General features: G+C 37.8%; 13 protein-coding genes and 2 pseudogenes. 10 read left to right on the top strand and 5 right to left on the bottom strand.

The features are described from left to right. Window positions 1-10: 10 nt before the first annotated feature. Both HGR01_RS38905 and HGR01_RS38900 read right to left on the bottom strand, forming a co-directional pair. Window positions 11-154, bottom strand: coding sequence for a hypothetical protein (locus tag HGR01_RS38905; protein ID WP_210403152.1), 144 nt, complete (start codon window positions 152-154; stop codon window positions 11-13). 68 nt (window positions 155-222) lie between these two features. Further along, entirely contained in the window at window positions 223-2,385 is a 2,163-nt protein-coding gene (locus HGR01_RS38900) for a S8 family peptidase (RefSeq protein WP_045874809.1), read from the bottom strand. Between the two features lie 454 nt (window positions 2,386-2,839). On the opposite strand from HGR01_RS38900, the gene HGR01_RS38895 reads away from it, so the two are divergent. Both HGR01_RS38895 and HGR01_RS38890 read left to right on the top strand, forming a co-directional pair. After that, entirely contained in the window at window positions 2,840-4,246 is a 1,407-nt protein-coding gene (locus HGR01_RS38895) for a hypothetical protein (RefSeq protein ID WP_045874808.1), read from the top strand. A 9-nt stretch (window positions 4,247-4,255) separates the two neighbouring features. Further along, the gene (locus tag HGR01_RS38890; protein ID WP_045874807.1) at window positions 4,256-5,650 is read left to right on the top strand and encodes a DUF1822 family protein; all 1,395 of its coding nucleotides are present in this window, start codon (window positions 4,256-4,258) and stop codon (window positions 5,648-5,650) included. Here HGR01_RS38890 and HGR01_RS38885 read toward each other — a convergent pair. Then, entirely contained in the window at window positions 5,639-5,842 is a 204-nt protein-coding gene (locus HGR01_RS38885; protein ID WP_045874806.1) for a hypothetical protein, read from the bottom strand. The two genes, HGR01_RS38890 and HGR01_RS38885, sit on opposite strands and share 12 nt — an antisense overlap. Before the next feature lie 89 nt (window positions 5,843-5,931). Between HGR01_RS38885 and HGR01_RS38880 the strand changes: the two genes are divergently transcribed. From HGR01_RS38880 to HGR01_RS38870, 3 genes are all read left to right on the top strand, one after another. Next, on the top strand, window positions 5,932-10,515 hold the full coding sequence (locus HGR01_RS38880; protein WP_096622355.1) for a tetratricopeptide repeat protein: 4,584 nt from the start codon (window positions 5,932-5,934) through the stop codon (window positions 10,513-10,515). 65 nt (window positions 10,516-10,580) lie between these two features. Further along, complete coding sequence (locus tag HGR01_RS38875; RefSeq protein WP_045874929.1) at window positions 10,581-13,103, top strand: CHASE2 domain-containing protein; 2,523 nt, start codon at window positions 10,581-10,583, stop codon at window positions 13,101-13,103. Further along, window positions 13,096-13,830, top strand: coding sequence for a hypothetical protein (locus HGR01_RS38870; RefSeq protein WP_045874930.1), 735 nt, complete (start codon window positions 13,096-13,098; stop codon window positions 13,828-13,830). The genes HGR01_RS38875 and HGR01_RS38870 overlap by 8 nt, the downstream gene beginning before the upstream one ends. Before the next feature lie 87 nt (window positions 13,831-13,917). Here the strand turns inward: HGR01_RS38870 and HGR01_RS38865 are convergent. Next, a pseudogene (locus tag HGR01_RS38865) lies at window positions 13,918-14,663 on the bottom strand (IS1 family transposase). Between the two features lie 430 nt (window positions 14,664-15,093). Between HGR01_RS38865 and HGR01_RS38860 the strand changes: the two are divergent. After that, window positions 15,094-15,765, top strand: coding sequence for a tetratricopeptide repeat protein (locus HGR01_RS38860; protein WP_045874931.1), 672 nt, complete (start codon window positions 15,094-15,096; stop codon window positions 15,763-15,765). Window positions 15,766-15,917: 152 nt separating this feature from the next. Next, on the top strand, window positions 15,918-16,928 hold the full coding sequence (locus HGR01_RS38855; protein WP_052335493.1) for a CHAT domain-containing protein: 1,011 nt from the start codon (window positions 15,918-15,920) through the stop codon (window positions 16,926-16,928). Here the strand turns inward: HGR01_RS38855 and HGR01_RS38850 are convergent. Next, complete coding sequence (locus tag HGR01_RS38850; RefSeq protein WP_096621593.1) at window positions 16,925-18,235, bottom strand: IS701 family transposase; 1,311 nt, start codon at window positions 18,233-18,235, stop codon at window positions 16,925-16,927. The two genes, HGR01_RS38855 and HGR01_RS38850, sit on opposite strands and share 4 nt — an antisense overlap. Before the next feature lie 65 nt (window positions 18,236-18,300). Here HGR01_RS38850 and HGR01_RS38845 point away from each other — a divergent pair. The 3 genes and pseudogenes from HGR01_RS38845 to tnpC form a co-directional block, all read left to right on the top strand. Continuing rightward, window positions 18,301-18,954 (top strand): annotated as a pseudogene (locus HGR01_RS38845) (CHAT domain-containing protein); the annotation flags it as partial. A 102-nt stretch (window positions 18,955-19,056) separates the two neighbouring features. Continuing rightward, the gene (locus tag HGR01_RS38840; protein ID WP_045874934.1) at window positions 19,057-19,296 is read left to right on the top strand and encodes a hypothetical protein; all 240 of its coding nucleotides are present in this window, start codon (window positions 19,057-19,059) and stop codon (window positions 19,294-19,296) included. 33 nt (window positions 19,297-19,329) lie between these two features. Continuing rightward, window positions 19,330-20,802: an IS66 family transposase gene (tnpC, locus tag HGR01_RS38835; RefSeq protein ID WP_045868690.1), complete on the top strand. Its 1,473-nt coding sequence runs from the start codon at window positions 19,330-19,332 to the stop codon at window positions 20,800-20,802. Window positions 20,803-20,808 lie beyond the last annotated feature (6 nt).

Genomic DNA, 20,808 nt, shown 5'->3' with positions numbered 1-20,808 from the left:
GTTAAAGGTTTTATCTTGCCCCTTTTGCCCTTAACCGACAAGTATTGAGAACCGTTGGGTTAATATTCTTGGCAGAAATAGCGATCGCTCCGCCAAAAAGATAACGGTCAAAGTCAGAACAAGCATTTCCTTTAAGGAAGATGGGCGATCGCAACAAGTAGATGATGTGTGGGTATTGAGATTGTTGATCTCATAGGGGCGCAAGTATAAGCGCCCTTACCTCTACCTGTTCTTCACAGCCTGCACCGCAGCATCAGCATTAACTAAACCACGACCGAAGAAATACTCTTGGGCGGAAACAGGTTTCGCCTTAGGGAAAATACCAGAAGGTCGCGAAACCGGAGCATCTACAACAGTTCCAAAACCCACTTCCTTCTGCAACCTATAGCGATTAGCATCCGCTTTAGAAAGATTGAGTCCATCATAGGTAGCAGTCTGATTGAGAATTGAGACAATTTCATGGCGGCTCAAACGCCGTTTTGGGTCTTCTCCCTTCATCAGGGCCACTACTCCTGAAACAATGGGAGCCGAAAAAGAAGTCCCCTGTACCTGGACATACTTACCTAAGGGGTCTAACGCTAAACCCCAAGCGTAATCTGGTACAGACATTCCCTGCCAAAAACCATCCAACCAAGTACCACCTGTCGTTAAAATTCCACCACTGAGACTATTTTGGATTTCGCCGCCGGGTGCGACTAAATCTAATCCGCCCCCATAACTGCTGTAGAAGGTGCGATTTCCCGTCATATTTGTAGCACCTACTGATACAACCCCAGGAATACCAGCCGGGAATCCGACCCCATCTAAATTTTCATTACCAGCAGAAGCAACTATTACTAAATGACGATGAGCATCCAACACATCAAAAATTTGCTCGGTTAATCCCTCATCAGGAAGCAAACCACCCAAACTCATATTGATCACATCAACATTTCTACTGGCAGCATAACCAATAGCTTCGGATAAACTTGCCATATTAATCGCACCACGTAAGCCAAAAACCCTAATTGGCAGGATTTGGGTATGAGGCGCAACTCCCAGAATACCTGCTTTATCTTCCGAATTAGCAGCAATCACACCCGCAGCCCAAGTACCGTGAAACTCACTCCCAATTTCAGCACGAATCAGATTGCGAATGCGATGAGCAATTTCACTGTCTGAAGCTTTAGGGTAACGCTGTTTTAAGATGCCCGACAGTTGTTGATATTTCTTTAATAATTGGTCAGATGGTAATTTAAAAGTGTCTTGAAATTCTGCTTGAATCTGTGACATTTCTTGGGAACTCAAGCGTGTATCAGCGTCACCTTCACCTGGGCTAGAAAAGTCCCAGCCATATTCCTCACCAGGTAATTTATCAGAGCGATCGCCAGATTTGTATGTCTTCTTCACCAAGTCGGGATGATCCCATTGAATCAAGCTATCAATTACCGCCACGACAACCCCACGTCCGCCATTGCTGTTGCGCCAGGCTTCCGTAGCGCGAATATCAGTCCGAGCTAACAGCTGACCCCGGCGAGGAGTACTATTTAAATGCCATTGCAAAGGTAGTAAGTTGGAAGAAATCGGAGTATCTTTTGGTTGGGGTAACTGTGCCAACTGCTGTTGTAAGCGTTCGGCGGCGTGAGGAGTTTCTGGTAAATTGGCTGCTGTTGCCAGCAATTGCGACATATGATCGGAAGTCGCTTGAATAAAATTCGGTGTTGCTGATTGCACTCCTGGTACTTGAGTTAGTTGATTAGCCACATGTAAAATTTCAGTCCCAGATACTGACTTAGAACGTACTAAGTAGCGGTTTTTACTAAATCTCAAGGGACGAAGTACTTCTAAATTGTGGCGCAGTAGGATAATTTGCCTTTGGCTCTCGGACATCTCGCCCTCAAAACTAATGACAATCTCGTTGGGTAGTACAATAACTGGCTCAGATTTTGTTTCTGGAGATGCTGACTGTGATTTACGGGATAAGATAGGTAATATTTCTTGCACGTAAGGCTGTTTTTGAATCTGCTGTTGAACTGTATTTAAGGAAGCACGAGTGCCAGAAGGTAGGTTAACTAGAGCGATGTTTTCTCCCAAAGGTTTAACATCTACATCAGAGCGATGATTACTACCAATGCTACGAGTATTACCGCCACCACGTCGTAAATCTTGTTGCAACTGTAAGTATAAAGGTTGGATAGAGCGAGAGCGTGTATTCTTGGGTTTAAAGCTCACAGCCACCGTATCACGGCGCAAATTCAAAGGAATTTTTTGTCCGTAAAATGTATAAAACAATTCATCTGCTGTTTGTGCCTGCGCGAACTCACGGTGTTGCTGAGGAAGCAGAGAAAAGCTGGTAGCACTGAAAAAACAACCTGCCAAAATCAGACTGGAAATTAAACGTCTCATAAGTGCGAACTGGGAATTAATTTTGCCAGATATGTGTATTTCTGATGATTTGGAGGATATGCAATTTCTCAGCAGCAGAGGTTGGCGCAAAATTGCATAAGGTCGATTTTCTCAGAAGTACTAAAAAATGAAAGCTCAAGTTTAAAAAGGCAGAAGGCAGAGGGCAGAAGGTTTTATTCAGATCGGAGTCGGAGTAACACCCCTCCTGTTGGAAGTCTTAAACCCTCGTTCCCTAAGGTTGCTGGCAGAGGGGACAGGTACGCAGGGTTAGGAGCAACTGCCGTGGCAGGAAGCAAAATTCCCTTCTGCCTTCTGCCTTCTGCCTCCTGCCCTCTGCCTTTCCCAATAACTGTTAAATTAGGGACTCAGTATGGAATCTCAAAAAATGGTTGGACTTGCGTTGAAAAGCATCGGCAATGTGACAATTAACAATGACCAATAAATACAAATACTTATGAGCGAGGCTTCAAGATATTGGCAATTGGTGAGGATTGATGCGGGAGGGAACCGGAGAATTCAACAGATACCTGCGGCGAAGTCGTTTTACTCACAAGTATTTGAGCGTTTGACACCAGATGCAGACATCCAGGGTAAATTGCTAGATTTATATCGCCATAGTTCTGGCGAGACTGCTTTACTAGCAGAACGTTGTTTGCTGTGTTTTCTATCTTGGATTCTTGAGCAAGGATGTCTGCAATTAGAAAGGAAATTTGGTCAAAAGCATAATTTTACTGCTAGCGATTTGTTCCCTTATGTCCTAGATGATGATGGTAAATTATCAACAGCCCGTGTATATCAATGCTTCTCGCAAAAAATTCTCCAGAGTTTTGATCCGCAGCAAAGTAGTCTGACTACTTGGGCGATAATGAAATTAAAGCAACAGCCTGAATTGAATAAAGTTTTATTAGAATGTGGTGTTTATTTAATTAGTAATTGGGCGATTTTAAATGATACTCAACCTAAACAATTAGAACGCATTTTCAAAGATTTTCATATTTTTAGCCAGGGTGGTTTTAGCGACGCAGCAATTAAAGAAGCGCAATCTATTTTAGAAAGCTATCATACTATCTACCGCTTGCAAAGACTGCAACAACGGAGAAAAGGTCTCAGGAGTAAATGTATTGCACCTGATACTCAACAATTACAAGATATTGCCCAAGATATTCAAAAGCATACAGGTCAAATTTTTGAGATTGAAGTTTTGAGTCAGAAACTGCAAAAGCTGGCTGCTCAATTGCGCGAGTACCGAATTTATGTTCGGGGTGGTTCTGTACAGACAAGTTCTCTAGACGCTGTGTATGGAAGCAAGTATAATTCTTTGATAGAAGAAATCCCGGCGACTGAAACTAATAATAGTTTAGAAGAAAACGACGAACAAACCGAATTTTTACAGTTTTATCGCCATCAATTTCAACTTAGCTTACAACAGGCTTTAGCTCAAGTTACAGAATCGCGAGTTAGATATTTAGAACGGAAAAAAGGCGATAAAGCCACGATGTTTTTAACTGCTTTGGAGCTATCTCAATGTCAAAAATTGGCAATGAAGGAAATTGCTGAATTCCTGGGATTGAGAGCGCAAGATTCGGTAACCAAGTTATTAAAGTTAAAAAACTTGCGGACTGATGTCCAGCAGGAAATGTTGGTAATTTTAAAGGACTCTCTCAAAGAAAAGGCTAAAGTATATGTTGATATCCAAGCTTTGAAAAACCTGGACGAGCGATTGACAAGCTTTCTGTTTGAGGAAATTAGCCAAATGCTGGAAAATTCCGAGATTCAATCAAGAACAATGAAAGCTCACCTAAAAGCTGATATTTTCGCCGAACGATTATGTGAATATATCCAAACTAGAAAAAGAAATTAAAACAAAATTATGACAAATTTATTAAGTAATCTTCCTCCCATGTCTTACCTTGATTTTGATGCTTTACCAACTTCAGCAGTTATTCTCTCACCCGATGAGATTGACCAAGCCGCAGTACTCAGTAATCAAGTTATTAATGAATCCAAACAATGGCAAGCTTATCTTCATTATTTAGCTTTATCAGCTTTTGAGCAATGGCTAGAAGAAAGAGCAGAATCTTTAACTATTAATCGCGAGCAATGTACAAGTTTACAACCAGTTTTAGCAAATTTTATTAGTGGCGTTGCTAATTTACAAGTAGGGGAATTTAAAGTCTGTTTAATTGCCACTGGTAGCTTGAGCGATGAAATGGTTAATATTCCCAGAGTAGTTGTAGATTTACCAGAGTTTATTCCCCACTTTTATGTTTTAGTGGAGGTGTTAGAAGAACAAGAAGCAGCAAATGTTTATGCTTTTTTAAGCTATGAAGAATTACAAGAGAATTTACAGACAACCTCTTTACAGTCAGATTGGAATTATCAACTGACAATATCCTGTTTTGATAGTAATCCAGACCGTCTCTTGCTTTATCTACGATGTTTGGAATCATCAGCAATCTCTTTACCTGTAATTCCTACAAATCGTAGTGCGATTTTAGCAAATATACAAAATCAGTTGGTGGAATTATTACCTCAGTTACAATCACCGAAACGGGAATTATCTGAAGTTTTAACTTGGGAACAAGCTGCTGCTGTTTTAACTAGTCCAGAATTGATCAATTGGGTTTACACATTACAAACACAAGCAGCTATAGAGAATATAGAGATTGGTAGCGCCAACCCAGAATCAACAGCTGCTTTTGCGTCTCTACAAGATGTAATTAAATTAATTACCCAACCTGCTTTAAATGCTGGACGTTGGTTGTGGGATGAGTTGGATGATTTAGCTGCTTCACTTTCTTGGGTGCTGTTACCCAGTTTTGCAGATGCTTCCCAAATGCGCCCAATACGTAGTCCTGAGGAAGAATTTGAGGTAATAGCTACTCAATTACGACAGAGGGGTTTAGAAATTCCCGTACAAGCGCGGGGTGCGTATCAAGATTTACTTTTAGCTGGGATACCTTTGCGGTTGTATGCTGTGACTTGGCATTTACTATCGGAATCTGAACAGCCAGAGTGGAGTTTGTTACTAATTTTGGGCGCACCTGCTTTAAGTAGTTTACCGTCTGGGATTAAACTTAGGGTCAGCGACCAAACAGGTATTTTGGATGAACCGGGATTAAATGCAGAGAGTGAAGATTCTTATATATTTACCCGTGTGGTTGGTAATTGGGATGAGAAGTTTTTGGTGAGTGTGAGTTTGATGGATGGCGTTGAGGTGACTTTACCGCCTTTTGCGTTTAATTTGGAGCGGTTACGGAATTGACGCGATTGGATACCAGAATTGGGCGATCGCTTTCACAATACTACTCTTCACTGGATAATTGCAATAAGCGGGTAATTGTTGCAAATGTCTGGTATGCTTTGGCTTTTTCTTTACAATATCTTTAAATAGCTTGTGATCTCCAGTATTAATACGGTCTGTCACATCAAGGTATCGTAATGATGCTGAGGTCATTTTTAAATTTTGGCATAACCTGGTTTGTCCTCAGAAATATAAGAGATTGAGTAATCAATCTTCTGTAGCCATATTAAGAGGAATAACCAATGTCTAAGAGTTTGAAGAGTTTCGCCCTAGTTAGTTTAGTGTTTTCACTGACTTGTGGTGTTGGGTTAGCGGCGAATGATGTGATAGTTAAGCATACTTTGGCGCAAACTGCAACCAGTTCGGATACTAAAGCAGATGCAGATAAGTTGTTTGAAGAAGGTGTACAGCAGTTTCGACGTGGGGAATATCCCAAAGCTTTGCAGACTTATCAACGGGTGCTGGAGATACGGCGAAAATTGGGGGATAAAGCGGGAATTGGTCAAACGCTGAATAATATAGGACTGGTTTACAACGTTTTTCAGCAAAACGACAAAGCATTAGAAATTTTACAACAAGCTTTAACAATTCGCAGGGAAATTAAAGACCGTGCTGGAGAAGGAGAAACTTTAGATGCTTTGGGTGGGTTGTACTTCAGTTTGGAACAAGATGAAAAATCCCTCTTAACTTTACAACAAGCTTTAGAAATTCGCCGTGAGGTTAAAGATAAAGTCGGGGAAGCAATTACTCTGAGTCGAATGGGTATTACTTACAGTTATTTAAAACAACAAGATAAAGGCTTAAAGCTTTTACAGCAAGCACTAGCGATGCATAGAGAATTGGGGGATAAATACCAAGAGGGCTTGACTCTATTTAGAATAGCAGGAGCTTACAGCAATATAAATGATTATCCAAATGCTTTGGATTGGTTGAATAAAGCTTTAGCTGTGAATCGTGAAGTCGGAAATCGTGCTTGGGAAGGTAGGAGTTTACAGCATATAGGATTAATTTATCTTAATAAAAAAGAATATGACAATGCATTGAAATTTTTTCAACAATCATTACCGCTCATTCAAGAAGCAGGAATGCGTGATTTTGAGGCTAACATTCTTAATGCTATAGGAAATACTTATTTTAATCAACAAAAATATGATCCAGCCATTAAAGCTTATCAACAAGCATTACCTATAGCTAGTGAGGTAAAAGATAAATCTCTTGAATTTCAGATTTTAGTATCTTTAGGAGATAGTTATACAAAACAAGAGAAATATGATAAGACTTTAGAGTTTTATCAACAAGCTTTGCCATTAGCAAATAAAAATACTGAACAAGAAGCCGCAATACTTGTGCTTATTGGAAATTGCTATTTTCAGCAAGGTAAACATGACTTAGCAATAGAAAATTTACAAAACTCATTAATAATCACTAGAGAAATAAAGAATCCGACGATAGAAGCTCAAACTCTTGCTGGAATTGCTGTGAACTACCATGCTCAGAAAAAATATGATAAAGCAATTGAATTCTATGAGAAAGCATTAGCTCTCTACGGAGAAACAGCAAATAATCGCTCTACAAAATTAACTATCTTCATGCAAATCATGAGGATTTATTATGGAAATGCTAATGAGGCTACCCTTGAAAAAGATTATTATCGGGGAATGATTCAAGCAAATAAAGCTCTCAAATTAGTTCCAAATGCTTTAAAAATTGCAAGAGAACTCAACAATTCCGAAGTAGAGAAAAATATATTTGAAATTCAAGGTCAATCCTACTCGCTTATCGGTAATTATCATCTCAAATTAAGAGAATTAGAAAAAGCAGAGAAATTTCTGCAACAAGGTTTGAATATTGCTCGACAGTATAAAATTTTAGATGCTGAGAGATATGCTTTATCTTTTCTCGCCGAGCTTTATAAATACCAAGGAAATATTAGCAAGGTTATTGAATTAAGCCAGAGAGAATTAGAAATTGCTCAACAACTTAGAGATCCAGCTTTTGAAGCACAGGCATTATTAAGGCTTGCTATGACTTATAGTGTTCTAGGTGACTTTGATAAAGGTATTCAGTTTTCACAACAAGCTTTAAGCAAAGCAAATGAAATTGATATTCAAAAATTACCGAATTATTCTCAATCTCATGCTTATGATCAAAAGCTGTCTGCTTTAGGTTTTTTGAGTTTAGTCTACACGAATATAGGGGAATATGATAAAGCATTTGAGTATGCTCAACAACGTTTAAACTTTGCAAAAACTTTAAAAAACCCTGAATTTGACGCTAGTGCATTGATTGCATTAGGTGATGTATATCAGAATAACCAAGAATTTCAAAAAGCAATTGAACTTAACCAGCAAGCTTTGACAATAGCAAGAGATATTAAGAATTCTGATTTAGAAGCAGAAGCATTCAAAAAACTCAGTGCTGTATATACAGTAAAGGGAGATTATAAGCAAGCTTTAGATTCCGCACAGCAAGTATTGATAATTGCAGAAAAAACAAAAAATCTCAATTTAAAAAGAGATGCTTTAAATATTCAACGGCAGATTTATACTCATCAAGGAAACTATAAGAAAACTCTGGAATTATTTCAGGAAGCATTATCAATTGCTAAACAAAATATTGATCCACACTCTGAATTGTCAAGTCTTCAAGAAATTGGACTATTCTACAAAACTTTAGGAGATGAACAAAAAAGCACTGAATATTTACAACAATCACTTACCCTAGCTCAAAAAATCAAAAATCCTCAGGGTGAGGCTATAAGTTTATTTCTTATTGCCTACAGCTACTTTGGTAAAGACCAACCGAAAAAAATCATTGAATATACGAATCGAGGTTTAGCTATTTTACCCAAAACTAAAACAATCGAAATAGAATTAATAGGAAATTTTGTACTTGGTCTGGGCTATGGTGAGTTAAATAATGAGCCAAAAGCAATGGAAGCAGTCCAAGCTAACTTAGAACTTGCCAGAAAGTCGAAAAATCCTAGCTATGAAAAGGAAGTACTTTCGTTTATAGGGGGTTTACAGCGTAAGTTTGGTAAAAAGCAAGAAGCGATTAAAACATATAACCAAGCATTAGCAATCAAAATTCAAGCAAAATCTGTAGGTGCTGATTCTGGAATTTATGCTGGCTTAGGTCGTACTTATGCTGAATTAAATCAACCTAATGAAGCGATTAAAAACTATCAAGAAGCAGTTCAGCGAATTGAAGTAGTGCGAAGTAAGATTCAAGAAATTACACCAGATTTACAAAAATCTTTCTTTCAAACAATTGTCGATTTTGATGGATTTACACCAGCCCAAGTATATCGTCAGTATGCAGATTTATTATTACAACAAGGACGTACAGCAGAAGCAACACCAATCCTAGAAATACTGAAATATCTAGAAGCGCAAGAATATTTCGGCAAACCAAGAGCAATTAATAGTACTTTAAATGATAAACAAATCGCCTTGGGTAAGGAATTAAATCAATTAGAAACTATCCCCCGAGAGAGGCGTGATAACAAGCATAAACAGCGTATTATTGAGTTGCGAAAAATGCAAGAAAATCTCATAAAAGAATACGGAGAATTTGTCAAAAGTCCAGAAGTTGCAAAACGAATTGAAGAATTACGTCAACTTACTGGAGGAAAGAATTTAGACCCAGATGCACAAGCAAGAAGTTTACAAGATAATTTAAAGGAGCTACAACAAGATGCTGTAATTATTTATCCCTTGGTTTTAAAAGAGCGTTTGGAACTAGTATTACTTACTCCTTATGCTCCTCCAGTTCGTCGTACAGTAGCAGTTTCGCAAGCTGAACTCAATAAAACAATTGAAGATTTTCGTCGTGATTTGCAAAGTCCTGGTACTAATGCCAAAGTTAATGCTAATAAACTTTATCAATGGCTAATTCAACCATTGGAGGGGGATTTAGCAGAAGCAAAAACCAAAACAATTATTTTTGCTCCCGATGAAAAATTACGTTATATTCCTCTAGCTGCTTTACATGATAGTAAGCAATGGCTAATTGAGCGTTATAACATCAATAATATTACAGCCTTGAGTTTGATGGATTTAAATACAAAACCTCAAACTAAACAAGACATTTTAGCTGCTGCATTTACAGATATCAATCGTAATGTAACTGTCCCGTTGGGGGAAAAAACGGCAACTTTTAGAGGATTGAAATATGCAGGAAAAGAAGTAGATGAAATTACAGCAAGTTTTTCTGGAAGTACTAAACTTTTAGACAAACAATTCAATCCAAATATCCGATTAATGATGAATGATTATTCAGTCGTACATCTGGCAACTCATGCCGCATTTGTCAAGGAAAATCCAGACAATTCTGTAATTATTTTGGGTGATAAAGTTTTAGGTGAGAAAGAATCAGACGATCAAGATAATAAAGAATATTTTACTTTGCGAGATGTCAAATCTTGGAATCTCACAAATGTTGATTTGGTAGTGCTGAGTGCTTGTGAAACTGGTTTGGGTGGTTTTGGGGATGGTAAAGAGATTTTAGGTTTTGGTTATGCGATGCAACAAACAGGTGCTAAAGCTGCGATCGCATCTTTGTGGAAAGTTGACGATCCCAGTACATCAGAACTAATGCAACTATTTTACAAAAACCTCTCCAGAAAGATGACGAAATCTGAAGCATTACGTCAAGCACAACTTGATTTACTAAAAGGGAATAACGCCACCAGCATCAACTCCGAACAACGTTCTATTAGAGTGAATATACCACCCGGTACCTCCTCAAGAAATGAAAAGTATCAAAGTGGGTATTCCCATCCGTACTACTGGGCACCTTTCATTTTAATTGGTAACGGTCTTTAAAAAATAATAGAGATGCAAGTAATTGCATCTCTGCTAAGTAATAAATAATTAATTAACTACAAATTATGAACAACTTTCATCTCAAGGTGCAACGCATCGAACAAGTTTGCTTATTTGAATTAACTTGGGGAACAGCACAACGTCTCAGCGCTAAAATTAACTATTCCGAAAACTTGACATTACTCTATCAAGAATGGCAACGCACCTATCTAAGTTTTTACAAAACTGCGTTACGAGGAAGAGTAGAAAATTCCGGTAGTTTTCAAACACCAACTCCTGATTGGCACGCAAAATTAGTTCAAATAGAAGCAAAATTTCTATCAGAATTTCACAATTGGTTGCGTAGTAGCGAACTATATGAAATTAGAACAGTAATTACTCAAGTTTCTTTATCGTCTGCTAATTCTCAATCGGCAAATATTAATCTTTTCTTGACTTGTGATTCTTTAGAATTAGCACGCTTACCTTGGGAGACTTGGGAGATTTGTACGGAAGTTACCTTTGCTTTTAGTAAAATTAATATTGTTCGCAGTCCTATCAATATCCATAAATCAATAGCAAAGCATAATCATATTCATCGTGCTAAAACTAGAGTATTAGTAATTTTAGGTGATGATACTGGTTTAGATTTTCAAGCTGAGAAAAAAGCAATTCAAAAACTGAAACGTCTTGCCGACATTACATTTATAGGATGGCAACCAGGAAAAAACATTGACCTACTTAAAACTGAACTAAAAGCAGCAATTACTTCGGAATTAGGATGGGATATTTTATTATTTGCAGGACATAGCAATGAAACGGCTTTGACAGGTGGAGAAATTTCTATTGCTCCCAATACTACTTTATCAATTAGTGAAATCATACCCTTATTAAATCAAGCCTTAGAAAAAGGATTACAATTCGCTTTATTTAATTCCTGTAACGGCTTAAGTATTGCTAATAAGTTAATTGAATTAGGTTTAAGTCAAGTAGCAGTAATGCGAGAACCAATTCATAATAAAGTCGCTTCAGAATTTTTCCTACATTTTTTGCAAAGTTTGGCTCAATATAAAGATGTCCAAGAAGCTTTAACATCAGCTTGTCAATATTTAAAATTAGAAGAAAATCTGACTTATCCTAGCGCCTATCTGATTCCTTCTTTATTTCTCCATCCAGAAGCTCATTTATTTCGCTTTAAACATAGTTTCGCTCATAATTTACGAAAAATTAGCCCATCTCGCATTGAAACTATTGCTCTTTCAGCTTTATTTATTATTAGTACTCAACTACCTATACAAAATAATTTATTAGCACAGCGTTTAAAAACACAAACTATTTACCGTCAATTAACAGGTCAAACTGATTCAACCAAAAATCCCCCAGTTTTATTAGTCCAAATTGATGAAGAATCGATTAGGAAGCGTAAAATTTCCAACCCAAAACCGATGAATCGTCAATACTTAGCTGAATTAATTGATAAGTTACAAACGAGGGGTGCTAAGGTAATTGGAATTGATTATTTATTAGATAGACATCAAGAACAAAACGACCGAGCCTTAGCTAAAACTCTTCAGCTTGGTGTAAAATCATCAAAACCAACATGGTTTGTCTTGGCAACAACTAGTGCCTTAAATGGTGATAGGTTGAAAGTATTACCAGAAATTGCTAGCCCTAATTGGACTTTGCAAGGAGAAATTGAGATTTTACCGGGATATATGCAACTGCTATCTCTATCAGATAAATCTTCATCTCAACCATTATATTTTGCTAATTTATTAGCAATCTCACATCAGTTACAGAAACTAGAACCACAAACAGCTACCACAGCAAATAAAAAACAACGAGGATTGATTGCAGTTGCTGATACAACTATTGAAAATAAAGTTACACAAGCACCACAACCTCAATTAAAGAGTAAAACAGATTTTAGCCAGCAGATTGAAAAATTCTTACAAAAGAATCATCTGAATAATATTACTAGCTTTACATCACCACGGATTAATTTACAACCAATAACAGAATTTAGCTATTATTTTGGTCAGATGTGGTTGCACCCAATAGTTGATTTTTCTATTCCGCCAAATCAAGTCTATCGCAGTATTCCGGCTTGGCAGTTATTAGAAAATCAGACCCAAAATCCCCAAATTGCTAATTTAGAAAATCAAATAGTTATCATTGCACCAGGGGGATATGGTGAAGCGGGAATGTCAAAAGATGGTGAAGATAATTTTGATTTACCTCCGGCTTTGGAAGTATGGCAACGTTTAGAAAATCCAGAGAATACCAATCAAGTATTGACTGGAGGTGAGATTCATGCATATAAAGTACATCATTTATTGAATAATAGAATGGTTGTACCTATCCCTGATTTATGGATAATTTTAATAGCGATTATATTGGGTAAGACTTTATATTTTATAATGCAAAAAAATCCCCAATTCAGATTACAAATTTTATTATCGTTAGGTGTATCTACAGTAGCTTATGGTTTAATAAGTTTACAAATTTATCTTTCATCAATCGCGATAATTTTACCTTGGAGCTTACCATCACTAATTATTTGGTTGTACGTAATGCCAGCATTTTTGAGGAAAAAAGTTTATGAATAGTTTCAATCACATTCAGTTTTATTTATTAATTTTGGCAATAAATATTACTGGCTTACCTTTATTCTTTAACCTAAATTTAAAAGCAGAAACGAAACCAACAAATCCTCTTTTATCTTGGGTTAATATTTTCCTGCCTTTATCGAAACCGAAACCTCCTGTTAAACCACGTAAAGCTGTTGGTCGCGATCCTAATTCATCTGCACCAAGTTCTGTTTGTATGATTTCTCCTGATGTACCGGAGGATAAAATAAATAAAACTACTAAAACTAGAATTGTTTGGAGCGATCGCCCTTTATTTCTTTGGGAAGGAAATGTACAACAAGTTGGTCTGATGAAGAATAGACAGACTACTTTATGGACTCAGGAATTAGTACCAGGGAAACAATTTATTAGTTACACAGGAGAGCCACTACAACCAGGTGAAATTTATTACTGGGTTGTATTTGACGGTGGTACAGCTACAGGAAATATTAGATTTCGGGTTATGGAACCACAAGAAAGACAGGACATAACTAATCAATTAAAAACTTTGGAGGAGGAACAGAAAGCCAAAGGAGCCAACCCAGAAGCGATCGCACTCGCCAAGGCTAACTATTTTATACAACAAGAATTATGGGCTGATGCCTTACAGCAAGCTTATTCCGTAGAAAAACCTTCAACTGAGTTACTTAAGATACGTCAGGATATTCCCCAACAACTTAAGTCAGAGTGCGGTAACAAGTCTTGAAAAATTAGCCAATCATATGTTTACGAGGTACTCAGATGCATCATCTGGGTATTTTTCTATTTTGGCGTTGCATAAATGCGGGATGAATTAACTAAATACAGGTATTTGTCTATACTTTAAGTAATGAAGTAACAAACGAATTGAGTATTTAAGCATATCTATTGATTTGGAATAGCATAATGTTTTGCGATGTAAGCGTGCCAGGTAATGACGTAACCGTGTATTTTCACCTTCTACTCTGGTCATATATGTTTTACTGACGATATGGTCTCCTGGCTCAATAAAACTGGGGTAAACTTTCCATCCATCGGTAACATAAAAAAGCGCAAAGCCAGCAGCAAACAACCTCCCACAAAGGTTTAAATGTTGAGTGCGCTGTGGTCTCCTAAAACCCAAGCTAAAATTCCTTGACGAAAGTGGTTTACTGCTGTCCACAACCAAATTTTGTTTTGTCTTGAAAAGTTTGCTCAACGGGGGGAACCCCCGCACGCAACTTTTCGCTTTTTGAACCGACAAAAGTTTCGAGTTCATCTAACTCTCCAACTTCTGGTATCTCGTTGATTGGTGGTGCATCTGGAAGTTGTTCACCAATTTGTTTGAGCCAATAAATTATGGTTGTATGGTGAACTCCCTTATCACGCTCGATCGCTCGAAATCCCATGCCATTCACGTATGATCTTAAACAGTCTTGTTTTATCTCATCTGAGTATCCTTTTGGTGGACTATAGGCATCGATAAATTGACGACCACATTTTACACAAATGTGCCCACAGCTTACCTCTTCGTTTCCCATTTTTTCTAATCTCAGTAGAGTCACAGTATGGGCAATGCACAGTATCACACCTCAATTCATCCCTATATTATGCAACGCCTCTATTTTTATGCCCGTTTTCAACCAAGTTTTCAGACGATATAAAAACTCTGTAGAAATAAAAATATCCTCAAGAAAAATATCAAATTCCCTCAAGCTTGATTATATAAGCGTTCTGCGCTACTTGATGAATTAGCTGACAAATGATTTCCAGAAAAAATATCTTATTTTGGCATATCCTCTCAAACCTCAGAAATACATATCAATGAGCGCACAAAGAGGATGGCTTCAAGTTAGAAATCACTTATTTTGGCATATCCTCTTTACCGCTAGAAATACATATCCATGTGAGCAAGCAAAACGCGATCGCATCAAGTGGATTTATTCACCTTAGTGAAATTTTATTCATCTAAAATCAACCCAACATCAACAAATATTAAGGAGTCAGTAAAATGAAACTTTCAAAATTAGCAGCAGTAATCTTAGTTTTTGGAACAATGCTTGTTCCTTCCACAACTTTAGCTGAAAGCTTAAGTGAGTCTAATCCATTGCTGATTACACGGGCAAAAACTGAATTGAAGCCTCAGTTAAAACTACCTACAATCGAACGCTTATCTGAAACCAATTCTTCCCCCAAAGCTCGTAATAACAATAATGTAGATGCGCTATTAACTCAAATCTCAGCCGATTTAGAAAAAGGAGATTTTCAAGCAGCAATCGAAGGTTGTAATTCAGTTCTGAAAATTGATGCAAATAATTTTGCAGCTTACGTATTTCGGGGATTTGCTTATAGCCATTTAGAGCAATATGAAACAGCAGTTGGAGATTTTGAGCAAGCGATAGGTATTAACCCTAATTCTGCTTATCCTTACTTTGGTAGAGGCTTTGCTCAAGTTCAACTTGAAAAATATCGTGATTCGCTGGCAGATTTTGAACAAACCATCAAAATGGAACCAGAATTTGCTCACGCTTATTTTTGGCGCGGGATTGCTCAAGCTAATTTAGCTCAAACAGATGCAGCAAAGGCTGATTTAGAGAAAGCTGCTGAACTTTATCAAAAACAAGGAAATCCTCAAGCTGCTGAACAAGCATTAAATGTATTGAAAGAAATCTATACCGCTTAAAGCTTGTTTTTGATTGAGTTATAGACTTTGGATCTAATAATGCAATTCCCAGGTGCATTACGCCAGCATTTTTCTAGAATGCCGTCAGGCTATATGCACCACTATTTATCAATATCTCCAACTATTACAACAAAATTTCACCTGATATAACCATGATTAAAACATCAAAAAACTATTACCTGTACCGCATTTCTAGCTTTATTTCTACATTTCTAATTTTGACAAGCACTACAGCTATTTATAGCAGTGCGATCGCTAGTGATAAATTATCCATCCTTAATTCTCATACAAATCCTAGGCAGCAACCTAAGGCTCAGAAAATAGGAGCAACGCTCACAAAACAAATACCTGATTCTCCAGAGATTACAAATTCAGCAGATATAGAGAAAATTCAGCAGGTTTCTAAACAGCAAAATGCCACGATTGTGCAATATTCAATTATTACCGATGAATCTATAGTTCAGGGAAAGATAGAAACTCAAGAATCGGAATTATATATTTGGGTCATTAAACCCACAGGCGAGATGCAATTCCGTAAAGTTGACTTAAAAGCTTGGGGAAAAGTTGAAAATAATTCATTTCTCAATTTATTTGGCAAAAATCGCCGTCGTCATGCTGCAAGAAGTGTAGAGGCAAAGGGGATTGTAACTTATGATAAGCCTAAGAATAAAAGCTGGAAATTTGATTTACCAAAACTGCATCAAGTATTAATTGAACCAATTGCCGATTTACTACCACAAAAACCAGAGGAACGAGTTGTTTTTATTCCTCAAGGTGAACTATTTACTGTTCCTTTTGCAGCATTACAAGATGCAAAGGGTAAATATTTGATTGAGAAACACACAATTTCTACTGCACCTTCAATTCAGGTATTAGATTTACTTTACCAGCGCCAAAAAGGGCGTAAAGATGCAAAACCTTTTGTTCCCAAACATATCACGGGTGATGAATTATTAATAGTAGGAAACCCCACTGCACCAAAAACACCCCTCAATCCAGCAAGGGATAACTGTAAACCAGCACGATTACCAGGTGCAGAAGAAGAAGCCAAAAACATTGCAGAGATGTTTCAAACTCAACCACTCATAGGTGATGCTGCAACAGAAACGGCAATTGTAGAGAAAATGCCCCAAGCGCGAATTATCCCTCTTTTGTCACTCTAGGCAGAGGAAAAGTAGAAATCAGGGTGAATCAGGGATATAAAAATTGAACTGGTGAGGCTATAAATAATAGATTGAAGTTTAAAAAAACCCAAAGCTAATTGAGGAATAGGAAAAACCGTTAACCAGGGATATATCAGATTAAATAAAGTAAAAGGTTGAATAATCAAACGAAGATTGTTAAGAATGTTCTTCCAGCCATTTCCATTATCCCACCAAGGATGTGAAACAAATTTTGACTCTCGTTGTGATGGAGACTGAAACAGTTGCTCCGAATGCAGACTAACCATTAAATAAGCACTGCAAATAATTTCCCACCATCGCTCAATATCTGGGTAGTGAGTCAGGCGAAAATCTGACCAACCTAATTCATTCTTACTTTGTTTTAACCCGTACTCGACCCAAGTTCTTAAACCGTAAAAATTTCCAACTTCTCTTGGCGTAATGTCTGGATATTTACTCATCACATACCAAGTAGTGTTATCAGGCAAATTTTCTGGATCTGTAGTAATTTGCCAATATCTAAGTTCTCCACGTTTTCCCGGAATAATTTCTCTAATAAATCGATTTTCCCGACTCAAGTCAGAGAATACCCTTTGAAACTTCTGCCACTTTAAATATTGAATATGTTGTCGTGGAAGTATTTCTACATAATGATTTGACCGAATCGCTACTATATAGTTCAAGTTTAGTTCATCTAATACAGATATGAAATTCTTACCACTCTCTCCATATAAGCTATCTGCAAGTACTAAGTTGAATTTAAAACCCATTGATTGTAGCTTTTTTATCAGTATTGCTGCTATTTCTGGTTTAGTGCGGTACTTATCTCCTGCCTGTAATCTTTCCCTGGGTTTATACACTTCAAACAGTAATGGAAATGTCATCCCACAGAAAACACCATATACTGTCACTGCCACAATTCCATTATCTGTTTTTCCCAAATTTCCTATATACTGCCGTTTCACATAATCTGTCTTGCTCCCTTTCTTTTTATCCCCTGTCTCATCAATAATTAAAATGATTGGTCTACCTTTTAGCACTTGTAAAATTAACTCTAACCTTAAGGTTCTTAACTTTTCTATATCCCAAGGTGATGTAGTTAGAAAATGATGCAACCCTTGCTGGTTATCTAATCCTACGATTTTTGCTATTTCTGGCAATGTTTTACGTTTTAGATCAGAAATGCAGCCTACATGGAGATATTTAAAAGCCTCGAAACTCCTAACATCTGGAAACAGACTTTTATACCACTGGCAATATTCGTCCACAAATTTGACTGTTGGTGCGGCTGGACGGGGCTGTACCATGCTCTGTGTCTTGGTTCTAGCATTTTTACCTTATTATACTACTGCCAGAGTGACAAAACAGGGCTACTATGCCGAAGGTTGCCTTAAAAATTGGGGATAAACCGCAACAATTAACTTCCTTGCCTGGCGCTGAGAAGGAAGCAAAAGTGATCGCATCTTTATTTAACACCCAAGCTTTGATTGGTAATAACGCAACAGAAGCAGCGATTGTGCAACGCTTACCCCAAGCGGGAATTATTCATTTTGCCACCCACGGCTTATTTGATGATATTCGAGGATTGGATAGTGCGATCGCATTAGCTCCTTCCCAAAGACTGCTCACTCTCACACCAGAAAATTCTAATTCCCTCTCATCACCTCTAAGCAAGGAAGATAAAAAGGACGATGGACTACTGACAGCAGAAGAAATTCTCGATCTAAAAATTAACGCTGATTTGGTTGTTCTCAGTGCTTGCGACACAGGTAGAGGTCGAATAACTGGTGATGGGGTTATTGGCTTATCTCGTTCTTTAATTAGTGCTGGTACACCCAGTGTAATTGTCTCTTTATGGGCTGTAGATGATGGTTCAACTGCTTTTTTGATGACTGAATTTTATCAAAATTTGCAACAGAAACTTGACAAAGCCACTGCGTTAAGAAATGCCATACTTGCTGCTAAGAAAAAATATGCGAGTCCATCTCAATGGGCTGCTTTTACTCTTATTGGGGAGTCGCAATAAATTTAATCATAATTGCCTGGGCTATGATTGATGCTCACAAAATAGAGCGATAAATGCTTGCGTTGTGCCAATGGACTTTATTTAAACTTAGGAAATGTAAAGATGAAAACAGATATTACACCAAAATTAATCTCAACAGGTAATCAATTTAATCTCGCAATATTGAGGTTAGGAGCAATCATTACTATTGCCGGATTATTAAGTGGTATACCAGCAGCTACTGCACTTAAATCTCAGCAAGAAATTATTGCTCAGAACTCACCTGCTCCAACTTCTCAAGCAACATCTACAGATAAATTATTACAAGAAGGAATCGTAAGGATTCAGGTGGCAGAGTATTGACAAAGGGATCGCTTGAGGAGGAGTATCACAGATATGAACCAAAACCTGCCTCAAGATTTAGACCGGGAAAGCTTGAACCAGTTATCGAAACAAGAACTGGTAGAGATAATCATTGAGCAGAGCAAGGTAATAGGTGAATTACAGAAAACAGTATTAGAACTACAGCAAGAAATAGAACGTTTAAAAGTCAGCAGAGATTTAGACAGCAAAACCTCATCTAAGCCGCCATCAGGGGACATCCTCAAAAAGAGTGAAAACAAAAAAGCAGCACCGCAAGAAGAATCAAATCATCCCAAAAGAAAGCCAGGTGGGCAACCAGGGCATCAAGGTAAGACCCGTAAGGGTTTTGGTAGAGTAGATCGTTGTGAAATCTTACGTCCAAGTGATTGTGTCTGTTGTGGTCAAAAAGCGTTTGCGGCTGTGGCAGTAAAAGTAGAAAAACAGTCTGTAGCGCAACTAGTGGAGCGTCCCATTGAAATAGTTGAGTATCAACGCCATACGTGCCAGTGTGAGTACTGTGGCAATATACAAACAGCCTCCTGGTCACAAGATATCATCCCAGGACAGGATTTAGGGATTTCTTTACAGGCATTTTTAGGATGGGCAAATAATTATGCACATATGCCCTATGAAAAACAGCAAGAAATGTTGTGGGAGTTAGGTCAAATTGAAATTGGGCTGGGAACTTTAGTCACCACAAATGAACGAATTCAAACAGCGATTCAACCAAGCATTACTGAGTTAAGTAATTGGGTAAAACAGACACAACCTAACATTCATGTGGATGAAACACCTTGGTCTGTCAAGGGAGTTAAAGAATGGTTGTGGGTAGTTGCCAATTCTGAGTTTTGCCTGTTTACTGCTGCTGACACTCGTTCCAGAGCAGAACTAGAAGCCATTTTAGGGGCTAAATATACAGGGGTAATCAGCAGCGATGATTTTAGTGTTTACAATGGCTATGCGGTGCCTGAGCAGCAGAAATGTTTGGCTCATCTACGCCGTCACTTCAAAAAACTAATTCAACTTCCAGGTCTTCACAACCAAGCTATTGGTGAAGCATTTGTGGATTTAATTGATGAAGCTTTTGGAAATTATGCCCAATGGTTTGAGACTCTTGACTGCGCCAGTTATAACGATTGGGTCAATCAATTCAAATCTAAATTGCAACAAACACTTGATGACTGGATTAACTTAGCCGGAGCTACAGCAGGAAACCTTTTACGTTCCTTGCGCGATAAAGCCTCCCAATGGTGGTATTTCCTTGACAACCCTGAAGTTCCTCCTGATAACAATCAAGCCGAGCGATCGCTGCGTTTGGCTGTGACAAAACGTAAAGTTAGTGGTGGTTCCCGTTCGATGGAGCGGTTTCAACATACTGCCAATTTGTTGACGGTGGTTCAAACCTGTCGTCGTCAAAGTCTGTCTGTTATTGATTTTTTTGTACAAGCACTAATTGCTGACTCTATTAATTCTCAGTCTCGCCCTTCTCTAGTTCCTCAATTTTAGACCTGA

Origin of the sequence: Tolypothrix sp. PCC 7712 (assembly GCF_025860405.1) — a bacterium.
Taxonomy (GTDB): Bacteria; Cyanobacteriota; Cyanobacteriia; order Cyanobacteriales; family Nostocaceae; genus Aulosira; species Aulosira diplosiphon.
Note: the sequence above shows the minus strand (reverse complement) of the source record. Positions and strands in the feature narration are given on the sequence as shown.